This is a genomic window from Streptomyces albireticuli, assembly GCF_021228125.1.
Lineage (GTDB): Bacteria > Actinomycetota > Actinomycetes > Streptomycetales > Streptomycetaceae > Streptomyces > Streptomyces albireticuli.
This window is the reverse complement of sequence record NZ_JAJQQS010000010.1, coordinates 274,671-287,361: the sequence shown is the minus strand read 5'-3', so window position 1 is coordinate 287,361 and position 12,691 is coordinate 274,671. Positions and strand designations below refer to the sequence as shown.

Below are 12,691 nucleotides of genomic sequence, written 5' to 3'. Positions count from 1 at the left end.
GCCCGGCGCTGACCGACTTCGTCTTCATGGTCCGCGAGACCTCCCAGATGTTCATCACCGGCCCCGACGTCGTCCGCGCCGTCACCGGCGAGGAGATCAGCCAGAACGGCCTCGGCGGCGCCGACGTCCACTCCGCCACCTCGGGCGTCTCCCACTTCGCCTACGACGACGAGGAGAGCTGCCTGGAGGACGTGCGCTTCCTGCTCTCCCTGCTGCCGGCCAACAACCGCGAGCTGCCGCCCGCGACGCCCGGCCAGGACCCGGCCGACCGGCGCACCGAGGCCCTCCTCGACCTCGTCCCCGACGACCCGGGCCGCAGCTACGACATCCGCTCGGTCATCGAGGAGATCGTCGACGACGCCGAGTACTTCGAGATCCACCCGGCCTGGGCCACCAACATCGTCTGCGCCCTGGCCCGCCTCGACGGCCATGTCGTCGGCATCGTCGCCAACCAGCCCGCCTCGTACGCCGGTGTCCTGGACATCGAGTCCAGCGAGAAGGCGGCCCGCTTCGTGCAGTTCTGCGACGCCTTCAACATCCCGCTGGTGACCCTCGTCGACGTGCCCGGCTTCCTGCCCGGCGTCGACCAGGAGCACAACGGCATCATCCGGCGCGGCGCCAAGCTGCTCTACGCCTACTGCAACGCCACCGTCCCGCGGATCTCCCTGGTCCTGCGCAAGGCGTACGGCGGCGCCTACATCGTCATGGACTCCCGCTCCATCGGCGCCGACCTGGCCCTCGCCTGGCCCAGCAACGAGATCGCCGTCATGGGCGCCGAGGGCGCGGCCAACGTCATCTTCCGCCGCGAGATCAACGGCTCCGACGACCCCGAGGCGGTCCGGCAGCAGAAGATCAAGGAGTACAAGGCCGAGCTGATGCACCCGTACTACGCCGCCGAGCGCGGCCTGGTCGACGACGTCATCGACCCCGGCGAGACCCGCCAGGTGCTCATCCGCTCACTGGCCATGCTCCGCGCCAAGCACGCCGACCTGCCCTCGCGCAAGCACGGCAACCCGCCGCAGTGACCGTACCGACCGCGCCGCGACCGCAGTGCCGGAGGCACCCATGACCATCACCGATCCCCTCATCCGCGTCGAGAAGGGCCACGCCGGGCCCGAGGAACTGGCCGCCCTGACGGCCGTGCTCCTCGCCGTCACGGCCACGGCCGGCACCGAGCCCGACGACCTGGCCCGGCACTACCGGGCCACCGCCCGCTGGGGGCGCCACGAGCGCGCCGACCGGTCCCCGGGCCCGCGCAGCTGGCGCACCCGGCCGACCGGCCCGGGGGAGCGGTCCTGAACCGGCGCCCCTCCGGCGGCGCCTGACCGCCCCGCACACCCCCCACCCCTCCCTTTCTATCCCTGCCCGTTCACCACGCCCGTAGGAGAAGGTCATGTCCACGATCGACAGAGAACTCACCGAGCTGCATATCCAGGTGCGCGCGCTCGCCGACCGCGCCGCCATCAGTGAGCTCGTCGACCGCTATGTCGTCCTCCTGGACACCCAGGACGCCGACGGATTCGACGACAGCTGGCCGGCGACCGTCTTCACCGACGACGTCGAGCTGGCCTTCCCCGTGGGCACCTGGCAGGGCCTGGAGGGCGTGGCCCGCTTCCACTACGAGGCCAAGGCCCGCTTCGCCCACACCCTGCACCTGAGCGGCAACCACACCATCACCCTCGACGGTGACGAGGCCGACGTCCGGCTGCACCTGGTCGCCACCCACGTCCACCACCCCGCCGACCCGGCGCGCGCCCACTTCGACATCGGCGGCCACTACGCCGGCAGGGCGGTGCGCACCGACGACGGCTGGCGGTTCAGGACCTGGGGATTCCATCTGGACTGGAGCACCGGCCCCGGTCCGGACGGCGTCCCCCTCGGCTGACCGCCGGCGCCGGACGGCGTGAAATCCGGGATCCCCACAGGAAGAAGTGAAACCTCTGTCCGATCCGCGATAAATCAGGGGCGACCGGCCGAACGGACCGAATAGTTCCGGGAATATGGTCCCCAGTGGCCCGGCGCCCGGGCAATTCCCTTCCCGGAGCACGGCCGGCCTCTTCGCAACACCGATGAAAAGAATCAGGCGTCGACCCGACCCCGGCCACCGGCCGGCCGCCGAGAACCGTCCGGGCGACGCGGCGTCCGGCCGGCCGGGGGAGCGCGGACGGGGCGGGAAACACAGAGGAGACCAACCGTGGTGACCGATACGAACGACACCGTGCGAGCGGAGCGGCCGGGGCGACCGGCCGGTTCGCGCCCGCTCCTGATCACCCTGCTGCTGTCCAGCATGCTCACGACCATGGCCGGCGCCATCATCGCGCCGTCCCTGCCCGCGATGGAGAAGCACTTCTCCTCCGTGGACAACGCCGACTTCCTGGTCCGCATGGTCCTCACGGTCCCCGCGCTGATGATCGCCCTGGGCGCGCCCCTGGTGGGCACGCTGGTGGACCGGGTGGGCCGCAAGCCCGTACTGACCGCCTCCGTCGGCCTGTTCGGCTTCGCCGGCGGCTCCGGCCTGGTGCTCGACAACCTCTACGCCATACTCGCCGGCCGGCTCCTGCTGGGCGTCGCGGTGGCCGGCATCATGACCGCCACCACCACGCTCGTCACCGACCTCTACCCCGGGGAGTCCCGCTCGCGGGTGCTGGGCCTCCAGGCCGGCTTCATGGGCTTCGGCGGCGTGGCCTTCCTCTCGCTGGGCGGCCTGCTGGCCGACATCGACTGGCGCGGACCGTTCGCGATCTACCTCGTGGCCATGCCGCTGACCCTGCTCGTCCTGCGCTTCGTCACCGAACCGCCCCGCGCGGCGGCGACCCCGGGCGCGCCCGGCGACGCGGCCGGCGCCCGCTTCCCGAAGCTGGCCTACGGCATCTACGCCCTGGTCCTGCTCTCCCAGATCATGTTCTACCTGGTCCCCTCCCAGCTGCCCTTCTACCTGGAGGACATCGGCGGCATCGGGGCCAGCGGCGCCGGCCTCGCGATCGCCCTGATGAGCCTGGCCAACGCCCTGGTCGGCCTCAACTACGGAAAGATCAACAAGCGGTTCGGCTTCAAGCAGGTGGCCGTCGCCACCTTCGCCCTGCTCGCCACCGGCTACATCGCCATGGGCGCCACCTCGGCCGTCCCGCTGGTCCTCGTGGGCCTGGTGGTCCTCGGCTGCGGCGTCGGACTGCTGATCCCCAACTTCAACACCTGGCTGGCCTCCCGCACCCCCGTCGCCCTCCGCGGCCGGGTCATGGGCGGCGTCACCTCCTGCATGTTCCTGGGCCAGTTCCTCTCCCCGGCCCTGAGCCAGCCCGCCACCGGACCGCTCGGCATCGACGGCGTCTACCTCGCCGCGGGCGCGCTCGGCGCCACCGTCGCCGTAGTCCTGCTGCTCCTCCGCACCGGCTCCCGGGACGCCGCCCCCGGGGCAGCGGCCCCGGGCACCCCGGAGCCCGCTTCCCGGACCACCGCCGGGCGCCCCTGACGCCCCGTCGGCCCGTACCGTCACACCCCCGAAGCCCCTAAGGAACCATGACCCCCGTGAGCGACCGTCCCACGCCCCGCCGCGTCGACATCGTCCTCGACATCATCTGCGCCCACTCCTACATCGGCTACACACGCTTCGCCCGTGCCGCGCGCCGCTTCCGCGACGAGGGGGGCGAGGTGGAGGTCCGCTTCCACCCCTACCAGCTCGACCCGGACGCGTCGCCCGCCGGCGAGCCGCTCCTCGCCGCCCTGGAGCGCAAGTTCGGCGGCGGCGTACGCGCCGAGACCGCCCGCGTGGCGGCACACGCCGCGCACGACGGGCTGGTCCTGGACTACGAGCACGCCGTGCACACCACCACCCTCGAGGCCCACCGCCACCTCGTCCTGGCCGCCGGCCAGGGCAGGGCCGAGGAACTCGCCGAGCGCCTGTTCCGCGCCTACTTCACGGACGCCGTGAACATCGGCGACCCCGCCGTCCTCGCCCGCCTCGCCGACGAGACGGGCGTGAAGACCGGCGACGACCCCACCGAGGGCGCCGACGAGGTACGGGCCGGCCTGGAGCGCGTACGCCGCGGCAACATCCGCGCGGTCCCCGTCTTCCTCTTCGAGAACGGCCCCACCTTCACCGGCGCGCAATCGGAGGAGGCCTACCTGGCCGCACTCCGCACCACCGTGTGAAAGACACGGGAATGACAATTCCCTGTCAACTCTTTCCTCCTGGCTTGACCTGACCGGGGGGCGACGGTGGAGGGTTGTTTCCACCGCCACCGATTCCCCCGGACAGGGCCTTTCCCGCCTTTCCGGCACCTGAATTCCCGCACCACCCGAAGGAGCACATCTTGTCCGCTAGCACCGCGCCCCTGAAGCTCGCCGTCATCGTGGCCAGCGTCCGAGAGGGCCGCTTCGGCCCGACGGTGGCGAACTGGTTCGTCAAGCAGGCCGGTCTGCGCGACGACTTCGAGGTCGACGTCATCGACCTCGCCGACCACGAGCTGCCCTACGTCCTCTCGCAGCAGCCCTCCGCCGAGGTCGTCGAGGCCCTCTCGAAGGTCACGCCGCGACTGGAGCAGGCCGACGCCTTCGTCGTCGTCACGCCGGAGTACAACCACAGCTTCCCGGCCTCGCTCAAGAGCCTGATCGACTGGCACTACACGCAGTGGCAGGGCAAGCCGGTCGGCTTCGTCTCCTACGGCGGCCTCGCCGGCGGCCTGCGCTCCGCCGAGCAGCTGCGCCCGATCTTCGCCGAGCTGCACGCGGTCACCATCCGCGAGGCCGTCAGCTTCCACATGGCCTGGGAGAAGTTCGACGAGAGCGGCGAGCCCAAGGACCAGTCCGGCCCGGCCGGTGCCGCCAAGGCGCTGCTGGACCAGCTCGGCTGGTGGGCGGACGGCCTGCGCGAGCAGCGCGCCCGCCGCCCCTACGGCAAGTAGCCGTCACGGCCGGCGGGAACAGCACTCCCGCCCGCCGTCCACACGCACCGCGCACCCGCGCGGATCACACCCCCGGTGACGGACCCGGTGGCCCCTTGAGGGCCACCGGGTCCGTCGCGTCCGGGGGCGCGGCCCGCCGCGTCCGCCCGCGGCGCGCCGCCCCCGACCGCAGATCACCTCGCACAGCGGCGGGAGCCCGGACCGGTCACACGGCCCGGGCTCCCGCCGCTGTCCGCGTACGCCCCGCGCCCGCCCGCCGCGCCGCCGCCCGCCACGAGCCCGAACCGAGGAGACCCCGTGCCCGCACCCGACCAGCACGCCGCCCACCCGCGCGTCCGCCGCAAGGAACGCCCCGCCCGCCGCGCCACCCTGCGCGCCCGCGCCCGCCGCGCCGCGCTGCGCCTGGTCACCCACCCCACGCCGGCCACGAACCTCCCCGGGAGCGCCCAGTGACGATCACCGACACCGCCGCCCGCCCCGCCGACACCGCCGACCGCGTCCTGTTCCACGACGCCGTCGGCCGCGTGCTCCTCGCCGGCGAGGACGAGGACACCACGCCCGAGCCGCACATCTTCCGCGGCATCGACTGACGGACCGCCGGACCCCTCACGACCGTTCCCGCACTCCGCCCCGATGGGTCGTCATCCGGGCGCTGGACCAACTGGAGTACGCACCACATGACACAGCTGATCCAATCCACCGTCCCGGACGTGCGCGACATCGTCCTGGACGCGGCCGGCACCTCACTGTCGGGCCTGCTCGTCGAGCCCCGGCACACGCCTCCGCGGGCCCTCGTCGTGGCGGTGCACGGCGGCGGCATGCGCGCCGGCTACTTCCACGGCCAGACCCACCCCACCCAGTCGCTGATGACCCTCGGCGCCCGCCTGGGCTTCACGGTCCTCGCCGTGGACCGCCCCGGCTACGGGCTCTCCGCGGCCCGCTTCCCCGAGGGCCAGACCCTCGCCGAGCAGTCCCACATCCTGCACGCGGCCCTGGCAGGATTCGCCCGTACCCACGACACCGGCGCCGGCACCTTCCTCATGGCCCACTCCTACGGCGGCAAGCTCGCCCTGCACGCCGCGGCCGACGACCGCGGGGCCGGCCTCATCGGCCTGGACATCTCCGGCATCAGCCACCGCTACGCCGTCGACGTACGCCAGTTCCAGGACTTCCACGGGCTGAAGACCTGGCCGCTGCACTGGGGCAAGCTCGGCCTCTATCCGCCGGGCACCTTCCGCCACGCCAAGCCGCTGGTGACGCCCATGCCCCCGCGCGAGGCCGGCGAGGCCCGCCGCTGGGCGGAGGAGTTCCCCCGCCTCGCCGCCCGGGTGAAGGTACCGGTCCGCTTCACCTTCGCCGAGCACGAGGGCTGGTGGCACCACGACGACGAGACCCTCGCCTCCATGCGCCGCCTGCTGAGCGCCGCGCCGAGGGCCGTCTTCGACCGCCAGCCCAACGCCGGGCACAACATCAGCCTCGGCTGGGCGGCGCGCTCGTACCACCTGCGCGCCCTGGCCTTCGTGGAGGAGTGCCTCATGGAACGCGAGGTGCCGACCCCCGCCGGGCGCGTCACCGCCCTCGCCGCCGCCCGCGCGGCCTCCAGGACGGGCGCGGGAACGGGAACGGGACCGGGCACGGGCGAGGGGCCCGCCGCCCCCTTGCCGCCCGTCGTCCCCGGACCGCGCCGGCCCGCCGGAGCGGCCTGACGGCCGCCGTCGGCCGCTCGTTCCGTCGGCCGTCGGTTCCACCCGCACGCCCTCCGGTTCCACCCGCACGCCCTCCGGTTCCGCCCGCTGCCCGCCGCGCACCGGACCGCCCGCGCCGCCTGCCGCCACCGAGCACGTCCCCCCGCACCGGGCCGTCGGTTCCACCCGCACGCCCTCCGGGACCGGCCGCTGCCCGCCCAGCGCACCGGGCCGCCCGCGGCCCGCCGCCGAGCACGCCCCCCCCGCACCTCCGCAGCGCCTCTGCCCCCGGGGCGGGCGGCAGGGCGACGCCCCGACTCGCCGGGGCGTGCGGAACGGCGTCGGCGTGACCCGGCCGGTGGTGGGCGGGGCCGCGCCGCCCGCAGCACTCCCGCACCGCAGCACCCCCGCACCGCAGCACCCCCGCACCGCCGCACCCCCGGACCGCCACGCGGGCACCGGCAGGCCCGTCGGACCCGCCTCGTCCCCGACCCCGACCCCACTCCCACCCACCGGAAGCCCATGCAGCCCTTCATCGAACACGCCCGCACCCTCGGACACCGCATCGCCCAGCACGGCCACCACCGCGCCGAGTTCGGCCGCCTGGCCGCCGGCCAGTCGCCCGCGGCCCTCTTCGTGACCTGCTCCGACTCCCGGGTGATCCCCTCGCTGATCACCGGCGCCCGCCCCGGCGACCTCTTCGAACTCCGCACCGCCGGCAACGCCGTACCCCCCTACGCCCGGCACCGGCCCACCGGCGAGTGCGCCACCATCGAGTACGCCGTCGACGTCCTCGGGGTCCCCGACATCATCGTCTGCGGCCACTCGCACTGCGGCGCCGTCGGCGCCCGTGCCCGCGGCGAGGACCTCAGCGCCCTGCCCGCCGTCGCCAACTGGCTCGCCACCCAACTGCCCGACGGCCTCGGCGCCAACGGCCACGACCAGGACCCCGGCGCGCACGCCGCCGCCCAGCGCAACGTCCGCGCCCAGCTGGAGCGGCTGCGCGCCTACCCGAGCGTCGCCGAGCGGGTGGCCGCCGGGACCCTGCGCCTGCACGGCTGGTTCTACGGCGTGGACACCGGCCTCGTCCTCGCCCACGACCCGGAACTGGACGCCTTCCTCCCGCTCTGACGCCCCGTTCCCGACCACGGCCACGGCCCCACCCCGTTCCCACTTCAAGGAGCTCCCCATGACCGACCTCGCCCACGAGATCACCGAACTGCGCCGCGACGTGCGGACCCTCGCCGACCACGCCGCGCTCACCACCCTGCTCGACCGCTTCGCCGCGGGCCTCGACAGCACGGCCCCCGACCGGAACGACGAGACGTGGTACCGCTCGCTGTTCACCGAGGACGTCCGCCTGGAACTGCCCAACGGCGTCCACCACGGCACCGCGGGCCTGGACGGGTTCCTCGGCGCGCCCAAGAAGGCCTGGGCCCGCACCCACCACCTCGTCACCAACCCCGTCGTCACCGTCGACGGCGACCGGGCCACCGGGCGGGCCAACGCCCACGCCACCCACGTCCCGCACCCCGCCGAGGACGGCACCACCGGACCGCTCTTCGTCGGCGGCGCCCACTACGACTACACCGCCGTGCGGACCGCCGACGGCTGGCGCGTCGACGCCCTGACCGCCTCCGTCGTCTGGGTCGAGGGCGCCCCCGGGGCCTGACGGTGCGCGCCGTGCCCGCCGGGCCGACCAGGCCGGACCGGATCAGGCCAGGTCGGCCCGGCCGGGCGCGGGCACCGGCGGCGCCTTCGGCAGATGGCTCCGGGTACGCAGCCCGAACGCCGCCGTCGCCGCCAGCCACATCACCGCGAACCACAGCGGCCCCAGCAGCAGATGCCCGTACGGCACCGCCCCCGAGAACCCCGCGGCCACGCTCACCTGCGTCGGCCCGTACTCCGGCAGCAACTGCACACCGTCCTTGCTCGCCCCCGGATTGCTGACCGGGTTCTGGAGCATCGTGTCCAGCAGGCTCGTCATGATGATGACGAACATCCCCTCCAGCTCATGGCGCAGGAACGCCCCGAGCAGGATCCCGATCCCGCCGTACCCGACCGCCGCGCTGAACAGCCCCGCCGCCAGCAGCACGGGCCGCACGGGATCCCAGTACCAGCAGATCACGGCGGTCGCGTACGCGGCGGTGGCCGCCGACGCCAGCACCAGCGCCGCCACCTTCGCCACCAGCAGCGGGACCCGGGGATAGCCGGCGAGCGCCAGCCGCCGGTCGAAGGCCAGCGACTTGAAGGTGCTCATGAACATCATGAAGCCGACGATCAGCGTGACGGCGTTGAGCGCCCCGGAGATCATGGTCAGCCGGCCGGCGTCGACCGTCACCGTCCGCCCGGTCGCGCGCAACAGGAAGCGGCTGGGCGCCGGATCGACGAACCAGTGCACCATCGACAGCCAGAACGGGATGTAGAAGACCACCAGGACCAGCGCGAACCGGTTCCGCGCGTGCTCCAGCAGCGCGAAGCCGACCGCCGTCGTGAGCCGCCGCCACGCCTGTCTCACCGGCTCGCCCCCACCGCCACCGAGGGGTCCCCGTACGAGGGATCGGGCACCGGGGCCGGCCGCCACGGCTCGACCGCGCCCTCGCGCAGCCGGTACAGCACGTCCAGCCGCCCGGTGTCCCAGGCGAGGTGGGACACCACCAGCACGCACCGCCCCCGCTCCCGCAGCCGCCCCGCCACCTGCCAGAACCGCAGGTACGTCTCCCAGTCGAAGCCCTGGTACGGCTCGTCCAGCAGCAGCACCCCGGGGTCGTGCATCAGCGCCAGCGTCAGATTCAGCTTCTGCCGGGTGCCCCCGCTCAGTTCACCCGCCCGGGTGTGCCGGTACTCCCCGAACCGCAGCTCCTCCAGCAGTTCCTCCGCCCGGTGGGTGTCCCGCAGACCGTAGGCGACCCGGAAGTACCGCAGGTGCTGCGCGACGGTCAGGAAGTCGTTGAGCACCGCCTCCTGGGGGCAGTGCCCCAGCGTCCCCCGGACCACCGCCTCGCCGCGGTCCGCCGCCAGCTGCCCGGACAGGATCCGCAGCAGCGTGGTCTTCCCCGCCCCGTTCTCGCCGACGACCCCCGCCAGCGTGCCGGGTTCGAGGGCGAGGGAGACACCGCGCAGCACATGGCGGGCGCGGTAGGACTTGTGCACGTCGCGCACGTGCAGAGCGGGTGGAGGTCCGGGCATGGCGCACACCCTAGCCACGCCCGGAGCGCCCGGACGCCCACCACGGCGGGCGTGTGCCCGCTCCCGCCCGGCCGTCACCGGAACGCGTCAAAAACCCGGCCGCGCCCGTGTTGGAGGCATGGACCGGCGCGCGGAGCTGGAAGGGTGAAGCGCCGGGTACGCCTCCCGGCGCCCGCTTCCGCACCGCACCTCGCGAGGATCCGTGAACCTCGATCCAACCCCCGGGACCGGCCGGGCTCCGGCCGTCGTGTTCTCCGGTTACTACACCAGCCGCGTCCAGGACCTCTGGCCCCGGGACGACGACGCCCTGGACGACCTCGCGCGCTACGCCCTGCTGCCGCACGGCAAGCTGCTGCGCCCCCGGCTCTTCCTGCTCTGCGTCGCCGCGCTCGACGGCGACCTCGTCCAGGCCGCCGCGGTGGCCGCCGCGCTGGAGAGTCACCACACCGCGAGCCTGGTCCACGACGACCTCATCGACGGCGACGCCGAGCGCCGCGGCCGCCCCTCCGTGCACGCCCGCTACGGCACCGGACAGGCGCTGCTGGCCGGGGACGCCCTGCTGTGCCGCTCGTTCGCCGAGGTCGCCGAGTGCCACCGGCACGGTATCGCCCCGCGCCTGCTCCTGGACATCATCGCCCTCGCGGGCCACACGGGGGTGGAGATCTGCCGGGGTCAGCTCCTGGAGGAGCGGCTGCGCCGCGACCTCGCGTGCGGGCTCGACGCCTACCTCGCCATGGTGACCATGAAGACCGCCGCCCTGCTCAGCGCCACCTGCCGCACCGCGGCGCTGCTCTCCGGCGCGGACGAGAAGACCACCGCCGCCCTCACGGTCTACGGCGAGACCCTGGGCGTCGCCTTCCAGATGCGCGACGACCTGCTGCCCTACCGGGACGCCGAGACCGTCCGCGCCGCGGGCAAACCGCTCTCCAGCGACCTCCGCAACGGCCGCCCGACGCTACCGCTGCTGCTGGCCGTGGAACGGGCCGTACCGCGCCAGGCCCGGGGGCTGCGCCGGCTCTTCGCCCGCGCCGCCCACAGCGCGCGGGCGCGCGGCAGGCTGACAGCCCTGCTCCACGAGCTCGGCGCGGTCGAGGCGGCCACGGGGGTACTGGAGTCCTACGTGGAGAAGGCCCGCGTCCACCTGGACCACCTCCCCGCGACCCCGCACCGTGAACAACTGCACCGCCTCACCTACGCGATGGGCACGGGCTGAGCCGCCCATGAGGGGCTTTCCCCGGCCCCGCCCCTTCCCGCAGCGTCCGATGTGCGGCTCGCCCCGGACCCCGGTCCTCGAATTCCCCCGGCTATCTCCCCCAGCTACCGCTGGAGGCGCCCCCGGACGGGCTGAACCGTTCCCCGGAACCGGGCGAAAACCAGCCTGGTCGGCGACCGAGGCCACCGCGCGGCAGCGCGGCCGGGGGGCCCGGGGGCGGAGCCCCCGGTCAGGGGGAGGGGCGGGTCGGGGAAGGAGCCCCCGCCCCGAACTCCCGCACCGCGTCCTCCACGATCGTCTCCAGCCGCGCGTGGTGCGCCCCGCGCCAGTACACCCGGTCGCAGTCGACGCACTGCGCGAACACGTCGTACGTGGCGCGCGTGCCGTCCTCCAGGTGCTCGCCCACCGCCTCCTTCTCCGCGTCACGCAGCGGCCCGTTGCAGTTGGTGCAGCGGGTCCACGGCGCGAGGCGGGGCGCGAAGCGGCCCAGGACGTCCCGCAGCTGCTCGTCCGGCTTGTCGCTGTAGACGTAAGCGCCCGCCCAGATCTCCCGGCGCCGCAGCAGCCCCCGGTCGCGCGAGAGCATCACCCGTCGCTCGGCGGCCGACAGCGCGGCCAGCGCCGCGTCCCCGATGTCCTCGCTCTCGTAGGCGGCGTCCACGCCCAGCAGCCGGAGCCGGCGGGCGAGCGTGCCCAGGTGCACGTCGAGCAGGAAGCGCAGCGGGGCTCCCGGCACCTCCTGCGGGCGGGCCACCGCGCGCACCTCGACGGACTCCCCGGCCGCGGGTATGTGCGAGACCGTCACGGGGCGGCCGTCGACGAGGATCTCGCCCGCTTCCGTGAGCGGGACGCCGAAGGACTCGACGACGTGGCCGAGCGTGGAGGAGCCGTCCGTGACGAGCGGCACGTGAGCGCCGCGCCGGTCGGCGGGGGCGAAGAGGCGCAGCTCAGGGGCGAGGGTCAGATCGATACGAGGGCCGTTCACCCTTCCAGCATGCCATTGGCCCCTTCCACCCCTCACAGCGCGGTCGGCTCGTCCTCCGCCGCCGGTGCCCGGTCCCTCAGAACTCTTACGCGGCCGCCGATTTCGACGCTTCCGCCGGGGAGCGGACGTGTGCGGATCAGCGAGCCCCGGCCCTGGCGGATGTCCAGGGCGCGGCCGAGCTCATGGGTGAGGACCAGGGCGGCGGCGCCCGTCGCCTCGTCCTCGGCGATGCCGTCACCGCGGCGCGGGAAGCCGCGGGCCCGCACCTTCCCGGCCGCCTCGTCCTCCCACGCCCACGCGTAGAGCCAGCCCTCGCCCTCGGGCGGTGCCGGCAGCGCGTCGACGGCGGCGGGCGACCCGTACCGCCGGGTGTGCCGCCCGGCCGCCCACGCCGGGTCGGCGCGCACCCAGGTGAACTCGCCGTCCCGCCGCACCGGGACGTCCCGGCGGGCGGGCGGAGCACCCGGGCGTCCAGCAGCCGGCCGGTGCCGACGAGCGGGTGCCCGGCGAAGGGGAGCCGGCCGCTCGGCGTCCAGATGTCGACGACGCCGCGCCGGGCGTCGTCGACGAACACCGTCTCGCTGTGGCCGAGCGCGGCGGCGAGCTCCCGCCGCGCGCGCCCGCCGGGCACCGTCGTGCCGTCGCGCACCACGGCGAGGGTGTTGCCGCCCCGGCCGCCGGGTCCGCAGAAGACGCTGAGCACCGCTATGCCGATCAT

15 protein-coding genes and 1 pseudogene are annotated in these 12,691 nt (G+C 74.2%); 12 read left to right on the top strand and 4 right to left on the bottom strand.

Translation table 11 applies throughout. The features are described 5' to 3' along the window. The 11 genes from LUZ64_RS20265 to LUZ64_RS20215 form a co-directional block, all read left to right on the top strand. Positions 1–1,025, top strand: a 1,025-nt coding sequence (locus LUZ64_RS20265) for an acyl-CoA carboxylase subunit beta (protein WP_276522577.1), incomplete at its 5' end; no start/stop codon positions are given. Positions 1,026–1,065: 40 nt separating this feature from the next. Beyond that, positions 1,066–1,299, top strand: a complete 234-nt coding sequence (locus tag LUZ64_RS20260; protein ID WP_095581564.1) for an acyl-CoA carboxylase epsilon subunit — start codon at positions 1,066–1,068, stop codon at positions 1,297–1,299. A 94-nt stretch (positions 1,300–1,393) separates the two neighbouring features. After that, the gene (locus LUZ64_RS20255) at positions 1,394–1,885 is read left to right on the top strand and encodes a nuclear transport factor 2 family protein (protein WP_095581563.1); all 492 of its coding nucleotides are present in this window, start codon (positions 1,394–1,396) and stop codon (positions 1,883–1,885) included. 309 nt (positions 1,886–2,194) lie between these two features. Next, entirely contained in the window at positions 2,195–3,469 is a 1,275-nt protein-coding gene (locus LUZ64_RS20250) for an MFS transporter (RefSeq protein ID WP_211305031.1), read from the top strand. A 56-nt stretch (positions 3,470–3,525) separates the two neighbouring features. Then, the gene (locus LUZ64_RS20245; protein WP_170116750.1) at positions 3,526–4,149 is read left to right on the top strand and encodes a DsbA family oxidoreductase; all 624 of its coding nucleotides are present in this window, start codon (positions 3,526–3,528) and stop codon (positions 4,147–4,149) included. A 161-nt stretch (positions 4,150–4,310) separates the two neighbouring features. After that, positions 4,311–4,901, top strand: coding sequence for an NADPH-dependent FMN reductase (locus LUZ64_RS20240; RefSeq protein ID WP_232398664.1), 591 nt, complete (start codon positions 4,311–4,313; stop codon positions 4,899–4,901). A 297-nt stretch (positions 4,902–5,198) separates the two neighbouring features. Beyond that, positions 5,199–5,354, top strand: coding sequence for a hypothetical protein (locus LUZ64_RS20235; protein WP_159395383.1), 156 nt, complete (start codon positions 5,199–5,201; stop codon positions 5,352–5,354). Then, positions 5,351–5,491 carry a hypothetical protein gene (locus LUZ64_RS20230; protein ID WP_170116685.1) on the top strand — a complete coding sequence of 47 codons (141 nt, stop codon included), beginning with the start codon at positions 5,351–5,353 and terminating at the stop codon, positions 5,489–5,491. Before LUZ64_RS20235 ends, LUZ64_RS20230 begins: the two co-directional genes overlap by 4 nt. 87 nt (positions 5,492–5,578) lie before the next feature. Then, the gene (locus LUZ64_RS20225) at positions 5,579–6,607 is read left to right on the top strand and encodes an alpha/beta hydrolase (RefSeq protein ID WP_211304951.1); all 1,029 of its coding nucleotides are present in this window, start codon (positions 5,579–5,581) and stop codon (positions 6,605–6,607) included. A 501-nt stretch (positions 6,608–7,108) separates the two neighbouring features. Next, positions 7,109–7,717, top strand: coding sequence for a carbonic anhydrase (locus tag LUZ64_RS20220; protein ID WP_095580957.1), 609 nt, complete (start codon positions 7,109–7,111; stop codon positions 7,715–7,717). A 58-nt stretch (positions 7,718–7,775) separates the two neighbouring features. Then, complete coding sequence (locus LUZ64_RS20215) at positions 7,776–8,258, top strand: nuclear transport factor 2 family protein (RefSeq protein ID WP_095580958.1); 483 nt, start codon at positions 7,776–7,778, stop codon at positions 8,256–8,258. A gap of 42 nt (positions 8,259–8,300) precedes the next feature. Here the strand turns inward: LUZ64_RS20215 and LUZ64_RS20210 are convergent, their stop codons facing one another. After that, positions 8,301–9,104: a hypothetical protein gene (locus tag LUZ64_RS20210; RefSeq protein ID WP_095580959.1), complete on the bottom strand. Its 804-nt coding sequence runs from the start codon at positions 9,102–9,104 to the stop codon at positions 8,301–8,303. Continuing rightward, positions 9,101–9,775, bottom strand: coding sequence for an ABC transporter ATP-binding protein (locus tag LUZ64_RS20205; RefSeq protein WP_095580960.1), 675 nt, complete (start codon positions 9,773–9,775; stop codon positions 9,101–9,103). The genes LUZ64_RS20210 and LUZ64_RS20205 overlap by 4 nt, the downstream gene beginning before the upstream one ends. Before the next feature lie 202 nt (positions 9,776–9,977). Here LUZ64_RS20205 and LUZ64_RS20200 point away from each other — a divergent pair, with 202 nt between their 5' ends. Continuing rightward, positions 9,978–10,988 carry a polyprenyl synthetase family protein gene (locus LUZ64_RS20200; RefSeq protein WP_095580961.1) on the top strand — a complete coding sequence of 337 codons (1,011 nt, stop codon included), beginning with the start codon at positions 9,978–9,980 and terminating at the stop codon, positions 10,986–10,988. A gap of 229 nt (positions 10,989–11,217) precedes the next feature. Here the strand turns inward: LUZ64_RS20200 and LUZ64_RS20195 are convergent, their stop codons facing one another. Together LUZ64_RS20195 and LUZ64_RS20190 are read right to left on the bottom strand one after the other, a co-directional pair. Next, positions 11,218–11,973: a Mut7-C RNAse domain-containing protein gene (locus LUZ64_RS20195; protein ID WP_232398661.1), complete on the bottom strand. Its 756-nt coding sequence runs from the start codon at positions 11,971–11,973 to the stop codon at positions 11,218–11,220. 32 nt (positions 11,974–12,005) lie between these two features. Next, positions 12,006–12,691, bottom strand: a pseudogene (locus LUZ64_RS20190) (PhzF family phenazine biosynthesis protein).